Genomic DNA, 18,507 nt, shown 5'->3' with positions numbered 1-18,507 from the left:
CTCTCCTTCCCTTATAAATCATCATCAAAGCTATCGTCTAAATCATCTTCAAACAGGTTGTCGTCCAATTCTGTATCAATGGTGTCATCAGGACTGATTTCCTCATCATTTAAATCCGCTAAATCAAAATCGTCCGCTTCAAGGTCCTCATCTATTATTTCATCACCTATATCACCAAACTCATTGAAATTAACCTCATCTTCTCTGCCTTCAATGTTAACATTCAGCTCTTCAAGGTCATCTTCTACCGATTCTTTGATAGCTATTTCTTCCTGTTCTTCAGAGTACACCTTCACGTCAAGGCATAAGCTTTGAAGTTCCTTAATAAGAACCTTAAAGGACTCTGGGATTCCAGGTTCGGGAACGTTTTCACCCTTTACTATTGCCTCATATGTCTTAACCCTACCCACTACATCATCGGACTTGACCGTCAGTATTTCCTGCAGTGTATAAGCGGCACCGTAAGCTTCAAGGGCCCAAACTTCCATCTCTCCAAATCTCTGTCCTCCGAATTGTGCCTTACCTCCAAGAGGCTGCTGAGTTACCAGAGAGTAAGGACCAGTTGACCGCGCATGTATTTTATCATCTACGAGGTGAGCCAATTTCAGCATATACATGTATCCAACAGTTACTCTGTTTTCAAATGGTTCGCCCGTTCTTCCATCATATAATATTGTCTTACCGTCTTCCGACAGACCTGCCTTTTTCAGCGTCTCCACTATATCTTCCTCGGTAGCGCCATCAAAAACAGGAGTAGCAATCTTCCACCCAAGGGCTTTCGCTGCATATCCAAGATGCACTTCCAGCACCTGACCGATATTCATACGGGACGGAACGCCCAGTGGGTTTAAAACTATCTGCAAAGGTGTACCGTCTGGAAGGAATGGCATATCTTCCTCCGGAAGAATTCTTGAAATAACACCCTTATTTCCGTGTCTTCCTGCCATTTTATCTCCTACGGATATTTTCCTTTTCTGTGCTATATATACTCTTACCAGCTTGTTTACTCCAGGAGACAGCTCATCACCGTTTTCTCTTGTAAATATTTTTACGTCAACAACAATACCCGATTCACCATGGGGTACACGAAGGGAAGTATCCCTAACCTCTCTGGCCTTTTCTCCAAAGATTGCACGAAGAAGTCTTTCTTCTGCCGTAAGCTCTGTTTCTCCCTTTGGAGTAACTTTACCTACAAGAATATCACCGGATCTAACCTCCGCACCTATTCTGATGATACCTTCGCTGTTCAAATCCTTGAGCGCATCTTCACTGACATTAGGTATTTCTCTTGTTATATCCTCAGGACCGAGTTTTGTGTCTCTTGCCTCAGCCTCATACTCTTCTATATGAATGGATGTGAACACATCCTCTTTAACAAGTCTTTCACTTATCAAGATAGCATCTTCGTAGTTATATCCTTCCCAGGTCATAAATCCTATCAGGATATTCCTTCCCAATGCAATTTCACCGTTGTGGGTAGATGGACCGTCAGCTATTACATCTCCCTTTTCAACTTCTTCGCCTTTTCTCACTATTGGCTTCTGATTGATACATGTGCCCTGATTGGAGCGCAGGTATTTAAGGAGCTTATAATTATCTCTCTTACCGTCTTTAGTGCGTATAACGATTTCATTGGCACTTACCTTTTCAACAGTACCGGAATTTTTCGCCAGCACCACAACTCCGGAATCCTTTGCAGCCTTATATTCAATTCCCGTTCCTACAATCGGAGAATCGGTTCTTACAAGAGGTACTGCCTGACGTTGCATGTTCGCACCCATCAATGCACGGTTGGCGTCATCATTTTCAAGGAACGGTATCATCGAGGTTGCAACAGAAACTATCTGCTTTGGCGATACATCCATAAAATCGATTCTGGATGGCTCAACTTCAATAAACTCTTCCTTATAACGGCACACAACTTTAGTGGATGCAAACTTTCCTTCCTCATCCAAAGGCTCATTCGCCTGCGCAATAATATACTCGTCTTCTTCATCTGCCGTTAAGTACACTATTTCGTCAGTCACTTTGCCCACTTCATCTTTACTTACTCTTCTATACGGAGCCTCAATAAAACCATATTCGTTTATCCTTGCATAAGTACTGAGAGAACCGATAAGACCAATGTTTGGTCCTTCAGGAGTCTCTATAGGACACATACGGCCATAGTGAGAATGGTGAACGTCACGAACTTCAAAGCCTGCCCTCTCTCTACTCAAACCTCCAGGTCCCAACGCACTAAGTCTTCTTTTATGTGTCAGCTCTGCAAGTGGATTCGTTTGATCCATAAACTGAGACAGCTGACTGCTTCCGAAGAACTCCTTTATTGCAGCTGCAACCGGCCTTATATTAATAAGTGCCTGCGGCGTAACAATATCTATATCTTGGATAGTCATCCTTTCTCTTACTACCCTTTCCATTCTGGAAAGACCTATTCTAAACTGATTCTGCAAAAGCTCTCCAACAGAACGCAGTCTTCTGTTTCCTAAGTGGTCAATATCATCCGTGTTTCCAATTCCATAGCTCAAGCCTATAATATAATTGATGGACGATATTATATCCTCTACTGTAATATGCTTCGGAATTAACTCGTCAATTTTTTCCTTCAACTCCTTTTTCAGCATATCAGCACTCTTATCCTGATGCTCTTCAAGGATTGTCATCAAGACATCCCTTTTGACTTTTTCGTTAATGCCGATTTCTTTTGGGTCAAAGTCCACGTATGCTTTGATATCCACCATATTATTGCCGATAACCTTGACCAATTTGCCTTCTATGTTAAGAAATACAGTATTCACACCTGCATTTTGTATTGTTTCAGCCATTTCTCTGCTGATGCTTTCTCCTTCTGCCACAATTATCTCACCGGTATTCGGGTCAACAATATTCTCGCCGGAGATAAATCCGATTATCCTTGACGCAAGGGAAAGCTTCTTATTAAATTTAAATCTTCCGGGCTTTCCTAAATCATATCTTTTAGGGTCGAAAAACAGGCTGTGAAGCAGCGAACGCGCACTTTCAACTGTAGGCGGTTCCCCTGGTCTCAGCCTTTTGTATATTTCCAAAAGTCCCTCATCTTCTGTTTTTGAGTTGTCCTTCTGTATTGTTGCAAGTATTCTTTCATCCTCGCCCAAAAGCTCTGTAATCTCGATATCCGTTCCATATCCCAGAGCTCTTACCAATACTGTCAGAGGCAGCTTTCTGGTTCTATCTATACGCACCGACAATACATCGTTTGAATCGGTTTCATATTCAAGCCATGCACCCCTGTTTGGAATAACTGTATTTGAATACAGCTGCTTTCCGGTTTTGTCAAACTTCATTGCATAATAAATCCCCGGTGATCTTACCAACTGGCTTACTATAACCCTCTCGGCTCCATTAATAATAAAGGTTCCCGTTTCAGTCATTAGGGGAAAATCACCCATAAAAATTTCCTGTTCCTTGACTTCGCCTGTTTCCTTGTTAATAAGACGTACCTTAACCTTTAACGGTGCAGAATAAGTCGCATCTCTTTCCTTGCATTCATCCACACTGTACTTTGGGGGCTCATCCAACGAGTAGTCCACAAATTCCAGAATCAGGTTTCCAGTATAATCGGTTATGGGGTTGACGTCTCTGAAAACCTCCTTTAAGCCATCTTTAAGGAATTGCTCGTATGAATTCTTCTGAATTTCGATAAGGTTTGGCATGTCGATAGCTTCATCAATTCTAGAGTAACTCATTCTAACGTTCTTTCCCAATTTCACGGGATGTACCATTAAATATCACCTCATATTTCAGACTTTTGTCTTTGTGCTCAGATAAATAAAAATCTCGATTATTTATGTATAATATTTCATTACATAATTAGACTACAGCCTCACAGCCTAATACAATATTAATATATATAAATTAACACAAAGCTTTACAGTAGCAATGGATCAATCAACCCTTTACGTGTAGAGCCTTGCGGTTGTTTTATGATAAAACATCAGTATATTTTTCTGTTATGTACATATACTAAAAATACTTCATTCCGCAGACATTAAAATATTATTAACAAATATTGTCTAACTTATTCCAATATGCTATAATTAAATAGTAAAAAAGTTTATCTTTATGCAGAAAATATTGGAATAGCATAATGAAATTATAACGCAGTTTATAATTCTAACATAGGTAGTTCAACTTGTCAACTATTTCATAACTATATTTTACATCAACATTTCTTATTATATTTCTAACTATTTTTTTAACTATATTACCAGCTATTTTTATGCTTTTTTACTCAAGCAAAAACAATATATATTTTACATAACAGATAGCAAAAAGGCTCCTTCCAGCAAGGAACCTTTTTGTTATCTGTCAACCGATGTCGCAATAAATATATTATTTTATTTCTACTGTTGCTCCAACTTCTTTGAATTTAGCTTCAATCTGAGCTGCTTCATCCTTTGATACGTTTTCTTTTACTGTCTTTGGAGCTCCGTCAACCATATCTTTTGCTTCTTTCAATCCAAGACCAGTTACTTCTCTAACAACCTTTATAACTTTGATCTTGTCTGCTCCTGCTGATTTCAGAACTACTTCAAACTCAGTCTTTTCTTCAGCTGCAGGTGCTGCTGCGCCTGGAGCTGCTGCTGCTGCAACTGCTACTGGAGCTGCTGCTGATACTCCAAACTCCTCTTCGAGAGCTTTTACCAATTCTGATAATTCCAATACTGATAAACCTTTAACATCTTCAATTAATTTTGTAACTTTTTCACTAGCCATTTTTATTTACCTCCATAAATATTATTATTATTTTTTAATTTTAAGCGGCAATTAAGCATTTGCCTTCTGTTCTGCAATTGCGTTTAGAGCAATGACCAATCCTCTGATATTGCCGTTCAACACGTTTACAAGACCTGCTATTGGTGACTTCAAGCCTCCGAGAGCCTTTGCAATGAGCTCTTCCTTTGGCGGAAGTGCTGCAACAGCTTCAAGACTCTTTACATCGAATACTTTGCCTTCAATTACACCAACTTTAAGCTCAAGCTTTTCATATTTTTTTGCATATTCAACTAAAATCTTTGCCGGAGCTACAGCATCTTCAGAACTTAACGCCATTGATGTCGGTCCGTTAAAGTGAGGTTCCAACTCTTCCAAGCCGTTCTCTTTTGCTGCAAACTTTGTCAAAGTATTTTTTACTACCTTATACTCTACTCCAGCTTTTCTAAGAGCATTTCTGAGCTCAGTATCCTGCTCAACTGTAAGACCTCTATAATCAGCAAACACTATAGATTTAGCCGATTTAATCTTTTCAGTCAGTTGTTCTACTACTTCTTTTTTTTGCTGAAGAATTTTTTCACTTGGCACTACTAATCCACCTCCTTTTAATAACTGAGTGCTCTATTTTATACTTCACTCTTCTTTTATCAACCAAATAACAAAACCCCTATATGCACATAGACATAAAGGGGTAATTGGACTTAATTAATCAATCACTCAATCAATCACATTACCTCGGCAGGGTGGTTTATGAATACTTTTACACTTTCTTCACAAGAAAGCAACCTGCTGTCTATGGCATATCTATATTAATATTTGTCAATGGCTATAATACAACATTATCTCAAATTTGTAAAGCCCTTTTTTACTCAGCTACTTTTAATGGGTTAACTTTTATACCAGGACCCATAGTGGAAGTAACAACCACACTCTTAAGATATTGTCCCTTTGCTGCTGCAGGCTTTGCCTTAATTATTGCTGACATCAATGTACGGAAGTTGTCAACAAGCTTTTCGGTTCCAAAAGATGCCTTTCCTATAGGGCAGTGAATAATATTGGTTTTATCCAATCTGTATTCAATTTTACCGGCCTTAATATCGGCAATTGACTTAGCTACATCCATTGTTACAGTACCGGCTTTAGGGTTTGGCATTAATCCCTTTGGACCAAGGACTTTACCAAGTCTACCAACAACACCCATCATATCCGGTGTAGCTACTACAACATCAAACTCAAACCAGTTTTCACCCTGAATCTTTGTAACCAATTCCTCTGCACCAACATACTCTGCACCGGCTTGTTCAGCTTCTTTTGCTTTTTCACCCTTAGCGAAAACCAGAACTCTTACTTTCTTACCGGTACCATGGGGTAAAACAACAGCACCTCTTACCTGTTGATCGGCATGTCTTGAGTCAACACCCAATCTAATATGTGCCTCGACAGTTTCATCGAACTTTGCCTTTGCTGTCTTTTGCACAAGTTCCATTGCTTCTGATGGTTCGTATAACTTAAATTTATCAACAATTTTTGAACTTTCCTGATACTTCTTACCTCTTTTCATCTGCTTCACTCTCCTTACGTGGTAATTATTCTCGGAAACTTTGTTTCCTCCCACCTTACTTTAGAACAACACGAAAACCTTTATTTTAGTCTTCAACAACAACGCCCATGCTTCTTGCAGTACCTGCAATCATACTCATGGCAGCTTCTACGCTTGCCGCATTAAGGTCCGGCATTTTCATTTCAGCTATTTTCCTTACATCTTCTTTGGAAATTTTCGCAACCTTTTCTCTATTCGGTTTACCGGATCCGCTTTCTATCTTGCATGCTTTTTTAATAAGCACTGCAGCAGGCGGAGTCTTTGTAACAAATGAGAAGGATCTGTCAGCATATACTGTAATAACTACAGGTATTATAAGACCTGCATCCTTTGCAGTCTTCTCGTTAAACTCCTTACAAAAACCCATTATGTTTACGCCATGTTGTCCTAAAGCTGGTCCAACCGGTGGAGCCGGAGTTGCTTTCCCCGCAGGAATTTGAAGTTTTACATAGCCAGCGATTTTCTTAGCCATATTATCCACCTCCCAATTTTAATCATAATAAATCCCTCTTTAGTAAAGAGGATTTATTAGCTCTTGCATATTTATAGTTAAAATTATAATGTCCATTCAAAAAAATAATCCTACATTTTCTGGATCTGGAAAAGCTCAAGCTCAACAGGAGTCTCCCTTCCAAACATTGAAACGGAAACACGAACCTTTTTCTTCTCCATATTTATTTCTTCAACAATTCCAATAAAGTTTTCCAAAGGACCCGAAACTACTCTTACATTATCCCCGACCTCATAGTCTAACACAGGAGCAAATTCTTCTACTCCCATAGCCCTTATTTCCTCATCGGATAAAGGCACTGCCTTAGACCCCGGTCCGACAAACCCTGTAACACCCCTTGTGTTTCTAACTACATACCAAGATTCATCACTCATAATCATCTTTACAAGGACATATCCGGGAAACACCTTCTTGAGGGAGGCTTTCTTTTTTCCATCCTTAATCTCAATCTGCTCCTCCATAGGAACAACTATATCAAGAATATACTCCTGCATATTTCTGTTTTCAACGATTTTTTCAAGGTTTGCCTTTACTTTGTTTTCATATCCGGAATAAGTATGAACTACATACCATTTTGCGCCCTCGGATATTTCATTATTCGGCATAAAGCTCCAAGTCCTCCTTTATAACTTTATTAGTGCACACTGCTTTATGCATAACCTTAATAAATAAGATTGTATAGCGCACCAAAGCCTAGGTCAAGCAGCCAGATTAGTATGCCAACAATAATACACATAACTAAAACTGTAATGGTATTGTTAATAAGCTGTGACTTTGTAGGCCAAATAACCCTTTTCAATTCATTTCTAACGTCCTTGACGTATCTTACAAATTTCCCTTTTGTTTTTTCAACCTTAGAGACTTTCACTTCCTCAGCCATACGAACACATCTCCATTATTAAATATTTTTATTCTGTCATCGCAATAGAAACCAAAAAATTATTTTGTCTCTTTATGAACAGTATGCTTATGGCAGAACCTACAATATTTTCTCATTTCAAGTCTGTCCGGGTTGTTCTTTTTGTTCTTCATTGAGTCGTAGTTTCTCTGCTTGCACTCTCCGCAAGCCAATGTAATTTTTACTCTCACCTTTCACACCTCCAGGGCCTGTCTAAAAAATATATTCAGATATATTTTTAATATAAATTAATATATTATTTTCACATAAAAAAAAAGACGTACAGCGAAACAATCAATAATTTAACACAAATTTTAGTCAAAGTCAAGGTTTTTTATATGTTTGCCTTCATTTTTTTTGTTCTAAATTGGTTTTTATCTAGAAAACCCATGTGCACTCTACGTCTATTATTCCTCAATAAGCTCGCTAATCGGAGCTCCCGGTGGAACAATGGGAAATACTTTTTCATCCCTGTCAATCTCAAAATTAATCACCACAGGAGCATCCTCAGATGCCAGCGCTCTCTTTAGAGCTTCATCAACATCCTCCCTAGTTGTAACATTTATACCGATTGCACCATATGCCTCCGCTAGAGCTTTAAAATCGGTACCTCTGTCCAATGTAGTTGAGGAATATCTTCCGTCATAAAACAAATCCTGCCACTGTCTTACCATTCCCAGAACATGATTGTTAAATATCGCTATTATTACCGGCAGCTTGTACTCAACAGCTGTAGCCAACTCGTTACAATTCATCCTAAAGCTTCCGTCACCAGCAACATTTATTACCTTTTTTCCCGGTTTTCCAATTTGTGCGCCAATACATGCTCCAAACCCATATCCCATAGTTCCAAGACCACCTGAGGACAGGAACTGCCTTGGGGAGGTGTACTTATAGAACTGGGCAGCCCACATCTGATGCTGACCCACCTCAGTAGTTATTATTGCCTCTCCTTTGGTAAGTTCATACATCCTTTCGATAATATACTGGGGGTGCAATTTGCTGTCCTGAGAATATTTAAGGGGATACAACTCTTTCCACTCATTAATTTTTCTTGCCCAGTCAGTGTACTCCTTCTTTTCAACCCTCTGATTCAAAAGCTTCAATATCTTCTTAATGTCACCTGAAAGAGCATATTGAACACTAATATTCTTCCCTATTTCTGCAGGGTCTATGTCTATATGCATTATACTTGCCTTAGGCGCAAATCTTCGAACATCACTTATAACTCTATCGCTAAACCTTGCCCCAATGGCAATAAACAGATCCGATTCTGAGACCGCCATGTTTGTGGTTCTTGTACCGTGCATTCCAATCATACCCGTATACAGCTCATGGGTCCCCGGAAAAGCGCCCATACCCATTAAAGTTGTCGTAACGGGTATTTTTGCAGTGGTGGCAAGCTCAAGAAGCTCCTTATTCGCTCCGGCAATGGACACACCCCCGCCTGCGAGAATAACCGGCCTTTTGGCGCTATTAATTATCTCTGCTGCCTCATCAATATCCTTCTCATCTACTCCTATAGGAGCCTGAGGCAATCTTTTGGGCGGCTTTGGTTCATATTCAGCACATGCCGCAGTTACATCCTTGCATATATCAATCAGAACCGGACCGGGTCTTCCCTCCCTAGCTATGAAGAAGGCTTTACGCACCACGTCAGCCAATTTGTCAACATCCTTGACAATAAAATTGTGCTTGGTTATAGGCATCGTTATTCCGGTTATATCAACTTCCTGGAACGAATCCTTCCCCAGTAGAGTTGTTGCCACCTGTCCTGTGATGGCAACCATTGGAACCGAATCCATATAGGCAGTTGCTATTCCTGTAACCAGATTTGTAGCACCGGGGCCGGATGTGGCAATACATACTCCTACCTTCCCCGTTGCCCTTGCATATCCGTCTGCCGCATGAGCTGCTCCCTGTTCGTGGGAAGTCAATATGTGCCGTATTTCATTCCGCGCCCTATACAGTTCATCGTATATATTCAATACCGCTCCGCCCGGGAATCCGAATATTGTATCAACACCCTGTTCCTTAAGACATTCAATTAATATTTGTGAGCCGGTCAACTTCATTTCTATTACCTCCGTATTCTTGCAAAAGTATCAGTAAATCAAATATCTTCGACTGACTATTTATTTTCTAAAACTGCGCCCTTGTTTGCAGAGGAAACGAGTTTTGAATACCTTCCAAGATAACCCTTTGTTATTTTCGGTTCCGGTGCCTTCCAAGCTTTCAGTCTCTCTTGAATTTCACTGTCGGGTATTTCCATATCAAGCTTTCCTCCGGGTATATCTATACTGATAATGTCCCCATCTTTGACAATTGCTACAGGTCCCCCTGCCATAGCCTCCGGAGATACATGACCTATTGAAGCACCTCTTGTAGCCCCTGAGAAACGTCCGTCAGTAATTAAAGCAACGTGCTTGTCGAGACCCATTCCTGCGATTGCCGAAGTGGGAGACAACATTTCCCTCATTCCGGGCCCACCTTTTGGACCTTCATAACGTATTATTACTACATCACCTTTATTTATTTTGCCGTTGTAAATTGCATCTATAGCAGCATCCTCCGAGTCAAATACCCTTGCCGGTCCTTTGTGAACCAACATCTCGGGAGCAACAGCCGAACGTTTTACAACTGCTCCATCCGGAGCAAGGTTACCCTTAAGCACCGCTATACCTCCTGTAGGGCTGTAAGGATTATCAATACTTCTTATAACCTCACTGTCTTTGATCGCTGCCTTTTCAATGTTCTCCCCTACTGTGCTGCCGGTAGCGGTTATCAGATCCAGATGTAAGAGATTCTTCTTCGAAAGCTCCTTCATTACAGCCTGTACTCCCCCTGCTGCGTACAGATCCTGAACATGATGGTGTCCGGCTGGAGCCAACTTGCAAAGGTTAGGTACTTTGCTGCTTATTTCGTTTATGATTTCAAGATTTATTTCAATTCCCAATTCGTTGGCGATAGCAGGAAGATGAAGTACCGAGTTTGTCGAGCAACCCAGAGCCATATCTATAGCCAGAGCATTCTCAAAAGCCTTTGGAGTCAATATATCCGAAGGTTTTATATCTTTTTGGACCAATTCCATTATTTTCATTCCAGCCTTCTTTGCAAGGCGTATCCTCTCGGCATAAACCGCAGGAATTGTCCCGTTGCCCGGAAGACCCAATCCCAGAACCTCCGTCAGGCAGTTCATGGAGTTGGCGGTAAACATACCCGAGCAAGAGCCACAACCGGGGCATGCAGTATCCTCATACTCACATACTTCCTCTTCAGTCATTTTTCCTGCCTTATAGGCTCCTACAGCCTCAAATACGCTGTTTAAGTCCAGGTTTTTGCCATTGTGCCTAAGGGACAGCATAGGACCTCCACTTACTACAATGGACGGAACATTTATTCTTGCAGCTGCCATCAGCATTCCCGGCACTATCTTGTCACAATTCGGTATAAAAACCATGCCGTCAAAGCTATGAGCCAATCCCATCGCCTCGCATGAGTCTGCTATAAGCTCCCTTGTTGCCAAGGAATATTTCATTCCTATATGCCCCATAGCTATGCCGTCGCACACACCAATCGCTCCGAACTCAATAGGAGTTCCTCCAGCCATTCTGATGCCTGCCTTTACAGCTTCGGCTATCTTGTCTAAATGTATATGTCCTGGAACAATCTCATTTTTAGAATTGACAACTCCTATAAGAGGCCTCTCTATTTCTTCATCAGTATAGCCCATTGCTTTAAATAAAGCCCTGTGAGGAGCCTTCTCTATGCCCTTTTTTACTACATCACTCTTCATGATAAGTTCCTCTCTTTCCAAATATATTAATATCAATACCAATTTCAGTAATTAAGCCTTGTAATTCACTATGATTTGCAATTCATTATAATAATAGCCGGGTTTGCCCGGCTATCGCTTTATTTAATATTTATTTTACTACTATACTGCTTTAATTGTCCAGTGTTTTGACAAAAAAGCATTATTCGTTAAATATTTTAAAACCCTCAATAACATTCATTAATTGCACTTAAGATCAGACTATAGTATTCTTTGGAAACATCCAATCCACTATAAAATTGTTCTGGTATAACACTTTTGCAACGGTTGAGTGTTCGATGGCATCAAATACCCCCTGAAACTTTGGTGATGAGCTGAACATCATTAGTATCGCAAACACAATGCAAACTGTCAGCAATCCTTCTAATGCACCAAAAGTAAATCCCCCTATCTTATCTGCCTGCTTTATGATCGGAAGCTTGGTAACACCCTTTATTACCCGTTCAAGTATAAACAAGCCTATTCTTATCACAATAAACATGACTATCAAACTTATAATATCAATTATCATATATGCAAGCAAGCCGCTTAATGAATCCATAATGGTTGAGACATCAATAAGCTCTGTCACATTGGGTAAGCTTTTAACAATACTGTTTTGCATCATGTCCTTCATAAATCCGGGTAGACTGAGTCCATCAATAACCGACTGAGCCGTAGCCTTTGCCCCATCATTAATCGAAGGGCTCATGGCCTCTTGTCGAAGCATGAGATTATTGAAAATTCCACTCTTTATACTGTCGAAAATTTTAGTACCCGATAGAGCCTTTGCAATTATCGGATAAAGCTTTACGGATAAGACTGCTGAAATGAAAAAAGAAGCCAGCTTAAACACTGAATAAACAATGCCTTTCTTCATCCCAATCAATGCCAATCCCAAAATAATCCCGATGACAACCAAATCAATCCAGTTCATATTTTCCCCCTCGTCCATTACTTCATTTTTAACACAATGACGCCTTCCTTTGTAATAGCCAAAGCCTCATTGTTGCCAAGAAACTTCACCTCATTAATCAAATGATCTGAAGTGTAGCTTCCTCTAAGCCGTCCGGCCACATCTATAAAATAAACACATTTTGATGTGTTTACAGCTATGAAATCATCATTTGCAGCTATATTCACAATATCCTGGTCAATTCTATAATCGGCTACCTCCCTGCCTTTAGCATCAACTATCAATACATGCCCAACTTCCCCCATCATACCCGCATATTTTTTCTCACTAAATGCAAACACGGCGTACTTGTCTTTCATTATATCCAGACTGAACACTTTACCGCTTATGGTTCTGCTCCACTTCTCTTGAAAATCTTTTCCAAACAGGTAAATGGCTGAATCTGCCGCGGCCACAATAGTATCGTCATTCAAGTAGCGAATTGAAGGAAAAATAACATTTTCAAAAGTCTTGCCGGCAACATTCCCCCCTGAAATTGTGTACAAATGGAGTCCAGTATTTATGCTTACACCCGAAGTATCAACACAATTTATAAGAACCTCCTTGCCGGATGGGGACACCTCCGAGGAAATAGCATAAGTTTCGCCCAATATCTTGGTAAAAAGGAACACTCCCTGCTTATTGAATACCGATACAGCAGATTTATCCCTATCGGCCTTATGAAGGATAGTAACATAGCCTCCACTATTTATGCTGGCATTAATTATATTATAATCCAGCTTTTTTTCCCACTTTTTCTCCTTGCCGTTCAAAACATAAATGTCTTTTGATTCTAAGCCTGTAGCCAAAAGATATTCTCCTGAAGACTTAACAGAGGGGGTGTTCAGAGAAACAGGGTAGATCCACTGCTGCTCACCATTTCTATCAAGGTACTCCAGACCGTTTTTTGTGCATCTTACAATGTAGCCCTTGTGAGCGCCAAACTCGGAGTGCAGACTGTTATCGTAGCGTATCAAGGTACCGGTTACTTCGTATACGTCCTTATCTCCAATGAAAAATCCGTTTGCTATTACATCTCTTATGCTTATACTTTTAATGTCTATACCCTTACTGTTGAGATAAGCAACAGCAGACGTACATACAACTACGATTATAAGTACAAAAAATAAAAGTATACTCATCCTACTTGATGGCTGCCGCGTCTTTGGTATGTTTTCAGGGCTGTTCACTTTGTCCTCACCCCATACTCTTCTTTAGTATAAAACAGTATAAGAACATTGTATCATATATATCGTTTTTTCTTCAATCTATTGATTTCTATTTTTGAATGCTCCCTTTAAAGAAGCAGGGGCACCCCTTCCGAAAAGCCTTGATACAAGCATATTCAGTCCCTGCAATAGTATCATGAACAGCATAAACATTCCCATATAACCAAATAATGGATAAACCGACGATATGAGTTCAGAAAAACCCACATTTGAAATCGGCACAATGAATCCGCATATTACGGGAATTAGTATTTTTCTGCTGACTTTGACCTTATTTCCTATTCTCTCAATAAAACCATACCCGGATGTAATAGCAGAAATAAACATAGCAAGAAGAAGCAGTATCTTGTAAAGCTCTCCTAAAATTGAGTTGTGTCGGCCAATTATGCTTAAAATCGGGAGTTCATCGGAGATAATCTCGGGATAAAAAAGGTAAAGGAGAATGTTCAGAACTATTGCTATAAAGCTTAGCATCAGCCCACCAAAAATTCCTCCTGCCGCAGCAATTTTCCTGCTTTTTAGATAGGGTAGCAAGCTACACATGACTACAACCCCGCTTATGCTGTTGTAGCTTACATAGAGCAGTGATGAGACAAACCAGTTATTCGTTACTGAATCAAAATCTGACGCCAGGCTAAATATCCCTATATCTCTATTTACTATAACGTAGAATCCGGCTCCAAGAATGCCCAATACCAAAATAGGGGTCACGAAGGAACTCAATGTCACTATTCCCTTTATGTCCGTAAGGAAGGCAATCATGCATAAAATTACCGCTATCAACGTGGCATACCGATAAGGTATACTTATCGCATTGGATATTATATTTCCTGCTCCGGCAACCATTATGCATAAAACCGAGCCCATAAACAGTGTTACCACAATTTCCATAATCCAGCCAATAACCCAGCCCACAGTAGGAAAAAGGAATTCCTCATAATTTCTTATCCTCTCACTGTAGACCTTTACCAACACAATATATCCTATTAACGCAAACAAAATACCTGCAAGAATAATGCCGTAAAATCCACCCTCATAATAAAACGAAAAGAACTGCATAATTTCCTGCCCCGAAGCAAAACCCGCACCAATTACCGTTGCCATATATATACTGGCAACCTTTAATATATCCTTTATATCTCCAAACAAAATAACAACTCCTTGCATAGAATCATTTATCTAAAATAATTCTATGTAGGAGTTGTTTCACAAATTACCAATTAATTTTGCTCTCAGTTCTGAAGCATTGTCATAAGATTTTCATAAACCTTTCTTGGACCATCCTCCGCATCGAAGGCATCTTTCCTGACAACAATTCCTGTATATTGGCCATTCCTCATTGCATAATAGGTTTTCTCATCTCTAGGAATAAACTCCACCGTTACTTTTCCCGGTTCGGTATTGAGGTTATAAATTATACTGATTTCGGCATCTCCCGCAGGTTCTGCTTCCGGCTCAATTGCACTGGCCATCACACCTATAAGGGATGCATAATAATTTCTAAATTTGGCTACGGCTTCTTCTCCCTTTTTAGCCTCTACATCAATACCGTCAACATAAAACTTGTATTCCTTGTCGACTTCTGTTTCCGTTTCAGCCTTTACTTCTTCAATCTTGAGTTTTATTGTTTTTCCGTCGATATTTATCTCTGCATCATTTACAGTATAAATATATGGTGCATATATAATACCATCTGTCATTTCCAATGCAGGTGTATCCAGAAAACCAAGGGAACCCGGATTTAATGTAAATACTTCATTGCTTCCTTTAAACATTCCATAGGACTCCGAATGGTTCTCTTTCACATCGCCAATAAGCAAAGTCACTCTCTGACTTTCAGTAGCAGCTTCAACAACATAGGATGGATTGTCGAGACCATATTTTGCAAGATCTTTTACATCCTTCTCAATATAATCCACAACTTCTGCTCTTACAAGCGCATCTAAAGCAGTATTCAGCCTGACCATGTTAATTCCTGCTTCTATAGGCTCTACCAACTGCCATCCTTTGTCATTCGACTTTAAAGCCTTAAAGGATTGCTTTCCTTCTCTTGTCACAGCGAACTCGGTTACTTCCTGCGTTGTGACATCCAAGATAAACCTATTCCTGATGCTGTTCTCATTTGCCTTAAGTATATTTCCTGCATATAAAGCAATTGTATATACAGCATCTTTACTTTTTTCCCTTATATAGTATCCGGTTCGTGTCGGTGTTTCATTTCCAACTTCTATTTCTGCAGTTGAGCCGTCTGAGAATTTGACTGTCACTACCACCGGGTTTTCAAGTCCATACTTCTCAAGACTTTTTGGTTTTTCCTCCACTAGTTTGTAGGCATAAAGGTCACACATATTAGAGACAATACTGTCAATCTGAACTTGATTTATATCAAAGTCTCCTCCTGAAACCAGTTCCCATTCAGTATCATTCTTTTTGAAGGCAAAGATATCTTCGTTGTTTTTTACCGTCAGTTCTACTGCCTGATCCTTGTCGAGTTTATAAACTTCAATACTTTTATACTCTTCCTCTTCTACTGAAAGCATAGGCTTAACAACAAAGTATGCACCTATTAGAACCAAAAACGCAACTACAAGAATAATAATATTCCTGTATAACTTCATAGATGCCTCCTCCTTAACCATATAATAATACCTAATGATGTAATTATAATTGGGAACGCCAGAACAGCTACAGCAATTACTAAAGCTGCATTAAGCCCACTGAGGTTTATTGTGTCGGTTACTGAGGTTTTTGCCACAATAAACACATCATTTGACTTGTCTTGCATCCAATCTGACGTAAGACCAATAAGATGTAAATTGTTTGATGAATAAGGATAATATGTCTCATATACTTCATCCGTCAGGAATGAACCGTTTCCAATGACAACAATTTTTGAAGTTACTGCACTGACATATTCTGCAACAAGGGCAACATCGACAGGTCCTTGATTTTTCTCTGTTGCTCCGCCTCCAAAGGGTTCTCCTACTGCATCACTGCTGGTACTAAGAAGAGGGGTAACTGTCAAAGGCTCCTTGTCATTAATGAGGCTCCTAATACTTCTGGACTCAGGCATTATTACTGCAAATTGACTCAAATCCTGTTCATTGGTAATATCGGTTTCCATGACCTGAGGTATAATATGATAAGGCCTGTTTGCCACATGAGCTTGAACGTTGTTTTCCTTAATCTTGTCATAATTTAACGCCATGCTATACTCATTCAACACTTTATCAAAATTATCTAATTTCTCATCACTATTTGACGGATCAAACAAGAATATTGCATTTCCGCCACCTTTTAGGTAATCAATTACTCTATCCCTCTCCTCAGCGGATAAATCCTGAGTCGGCGGTGCGAAAAACAAAATAGAAGTATCTTCAGGTACCTTTTCCTGTCTTGTCAGATCCAATTTCTTAACCTCATAGTTATTGTACTCAAGGGTCTTTTTAAGATAATTGTATTCTGACTCCAGCTTTTTTGTACTGTGGGCATCAACAAAGTAAACCGTTGGCGTAGTTTCGCTGGTAACATACTTAATTGCCCCAGTCACTGCCTGCTCTCCCATAAACATCACGGGACCATAATAGTCCTGCTGAAAAATATCATATAAAGTAATCTTTTTAACTTTGTCTCCGCTTCTTACAATAATCTCATTCTCAACGGGATTTAAAGTACCGGACTTGTTCAGATCCTTTACTATATCAGGATTTTTATCCGGGTCAATGAAGCTCACATTCACCTTGTCAAATTTGCTGTATTTGTCCAAAAATTCTACAATAATAAATCCTGCTTCATATGACTTTATTCCTTCCCTATCGGCCAACATTACCACATCAACTTCCTGTTTTAATCCCTCAAGTATTATTTCGGTCTGTTCGCCAATAGAATACATCTTGTTCTGAGATACGTCCCACCTTATATCAAGGTTTGAAGCAAAAACATTTAACAATATCGTTATCCCTACAACAAGAACCGCCATAACAAAAAAAACTATACTATATTTAAGATTCTTTTTCATTATTTATCACCCCTGACTCCATCGCCTTTTTTCTATAACAATCATTACAAGTACAAGGAACATTCCCGTCAAACTAACAAAAAACACTATATCCTTCAAGCTAATTACGCTCTGGACAAATTGCTTGTAATGCTCATACAGCGACAACTGATTTATTATCTTCAAGAAAATCCCGGAAACCAAAGTCTTTAACTGGTCTATAAGCAGTATAAAAAACAGTGTTACAGTTCCTAGCACTGCAGCTATTATCTGGCTCTCTGTTATGGAGGAAGTAAAGAGTCCAAAAGCTACAAAAGAAGCCCCCAACAGTACAAATCCCAGGTAGCTGGATAATGTATTGGAGATAACCAAATCACCGGATATGGATATTATAATAGGGAAAATTGCTGTTAGTGCAGTCATTGTTAAAAACACTGTAAAGGCTGCAAGAAATTTTCCTATTACTATTTGAGGAACGCTTATCGGCGATGTCATCAATAAAACTTCTGTTCCGTTTTTTCTTTCTTCCGCAAATACCCTCATCGTCAATATAGGAATCAGCATAACAAGCCAGAAACTTGCGAAAAACAGCTGGCCTCCAAACACAATCTGAGCGATGCCCTGTCCTGCCTTGGACATCGTTTGAGTCAAAAAGTATATTCCAAAAACCAATACGAATATTCCTGACAGAACATATGCCAGCGGGGAATAAAAATATGTTCTGAGCTCTTTTTTATAAACCGACAGCATC

16 protein-coding genes and 1 other annotated feature are annotated in these 18,507 nt (G+C 39.5%); all 16 genes read right to left on the bottom strand.

The window, feature by feature from the left end; translation table 11 throughout:
* Positions 1-11: 11 nt before the first annotated feature.
* The 16 genes from rpoB to EFD62_RS07345 all read right to left on the bottom strand — a co-directional run bounded on the left by rpoB (position 12) and on the right by EFD62_RS07345 (position 18,506).
* Positions 12-3,761: a DNA-directed RNA polymerase subunit beta gene (rpoB, locus tag EFD62_RS07420; RefSeq protein ID WP_069195751.1), complete on the bottom strand. Its 3,750-nt coding sequence runs from the start codon at positions 3,759-3,761 to the stop codon at positions 12-14.
* Positions 3,762-4,371: 610 nt separating this feature from the next.
* Positions 4,372-4,755: a 50S ribosomal protein L7/L12 gene (rplL, locus tag EFD62_RS07415; protein ID WP_069195750.1), complete on the bottom strand. Its 384-nt coding sequence runs from the start codon at positions 4,753-4,755 to the stop codon at positions 4,372-4,374.
* Between the two features lie 51 nt (positions 4,756-4,806).
* Positions 4,807-5,340, bottom strand: a complete 534-nt coding sequence (gene rplJ / locus EFD62_RS07410) for a 50S ribosomal protein L10 (RefSeq protein WP_069195749.1) — start codon at positions 5,338-5,340, stop codon at positions 4,807-4,809.
* 61 nt (positions 5,341-5,401) lie between these two features.
* Positions 5,402-5,569, bottom strand: a sequence feature (ribosomal protein L10 leader region).
* A 48-nt stretch (positions 5,570-5,617) separates the two neighbouring features.
* Entirely contained in the window at positions 5,618-6,313 is a 696-nt protein-coding gene (gene rplA, locus EFD62_RS07405; RefSeq protein WP_069195748.1) for a 50S ribosomal protein L1, read from the bottom strand.
* A gap of 85 nt (positions 6,314-6,398) precedes the next feature.
* Entirely contained in the window at positions 6,399-6,824 is a 426-nt protein-coding gene (gene rplK / locus EFD62_RS07400; protein WP_069195747.1) for a 50S ribosomal protein L11, read from the bottom strand.
* A 110-nt stretch (positions 6,825-6,934) separates the two neighbouring features.
* Entirely contained in the window at positions 6,935-7,468 is a 534-nt protein-coding gene (nusG, locus tag EFD62_RS07395) for a transcription termination/antitermination protein NusG (protein WP_069195746.1), read from the bottom strand.
* A gap of 56 nt (positions 7,469-7,524) precedes the next feature.
* A complete protein-coding gene (secE, locus tag EFD62_RS07390; RefSeq protein WP_069195745.1) occupies positions 7,525-7,743 on the bottom strand; it encodes a preprotein translocase subunit SecE in 219 nt (72 codons plus the stop codon).
* Between the two features lie 59 nt (positions 7,744-7,802).
* Positions 7,803-7,952 carry a 50S ribosomal protein L33 gene (gene rpmG / locus EFD62_RS07385; RefSeq protein ID WP_069195744.1) on the bottom strand — a complete coding sequence of 50 codons (150 nt, stop codon included), beginning with the start codon at positions 7,950-7,952 and terminating at the stop codon, positions 7,803-7,805.
* 216 nt (positions 7,953-8,168) lie between these two features.
* Positions 8,169-9,836 carry a biosynthetic-type acetolactate synthase large subunit gene (ilvB, locus tag EFD62_RS07380; protein WP_128705921.1) on the bottom strand — a complete coding sequence of 556 codons (1,668 nt, stop codon included), beginning with the start codon at positions 9,834-9,836 and terminating at the stop codon, positions 8,169-8,171.
* A 56-nt stretch (positions 9,837-9,892) separates the two neighbouring features.
* Positions 9,893-11,557, bottom strand: coding sequence for a dihydroxy-acid dehydratase (gene ilvD, locus EFD62_RS07375; protein ID WP_069195742.1), 1,665 nt, complete (start codon positions 11,555-11,557; stop codon positions 9,893-9,895).
* 235 nt (positions 11,558-11,792) lie between these two features.
* Complete coding sequence (locus EFD62_RS07370) at positions 11,793-12,512, bottom strand: CvpA family protein (protein WP_069195741.1); 720 nt, start codon at positions 12,510-12,512, stop codon at positions 11,793-11,795.
* A 17-nt stretch (positions 12,513-12,529) separates the two neighbouring features.
* On the bottom strand, positions 12,530-13,720 hold the full coding sequence (locus EFD62_RS07365; RefSeq protein WP_128705920.1) for a DUF5711 family protein: 1,191 nt from the start codon (positions 13,718-13,720) through the stop codon (positions 12,530-12,532).
* 78 nt (positions 13,721-13,798) lie between these two features.
* A complete protein-coding gene (locus EFD62_RS07360) occupies positions 13,799-14,926 on the bottom strand; it encodes a YkvI family membrane protein (RefSeq protein ID WP_407921086.1) in 1,128 nt (375 codons plus the stop codon).
* Between the two features lie 65 nt (positions 14,927-14,991).
* On the bottom strand, positions 14,992-16,377 hold the full coding sequence (locus EFD62_RS07355) for a DUF4340 domain-containing protein (RefSeq protein WP_170176847.1): 1,386 nt from the start codon (positions 16,375-16,377) through the stop codon (positions 14,992-14,994).
* Complete coding sequence (locus tag EFD62_RS07350; RefSeq protein WP_069195738.1) at positions 16,374-17,777, bottom strand: GldG family protein; 1,404 nt, start codon at positions 17,775-17,777, stop codon at positions 16,374-16,376. Before EFD62_RS07350 ends, EFD62_RS07355 begins: the two co-directional genes overlap by 4 nt.
* 6 nt (positions 17,778-17,783) lie before the next feature.
* On the bottom strand, positions 17,784-18,506 hold the full coding sequence (locus EFD62_RS07345) for an ABC transporter permease subunit (protein ID WP_069195737.1): 723 nt from the start codon (positions 18,504-18,506) through the stop codon (positions 17,784-17,786).
* Position 18,507 lies beyond the last annotated feature (1 nt).

It is taken from the genome of Acetivibrio mesophilus (genome assembly GCF_004102745.1).
In the GTDB taxonomy this organism is placed as follows: Bacteria; Bacillota; Clostridia; order Acetivibrionales; family Acetivibrionaceae; genus Hungateiclostridium; species Hungateiclostridium mesophilum.
Note: the sequence above shows the minus strand (reverse complement) of the source record. Positions and strands in the feature narration are given on the sequence as shown.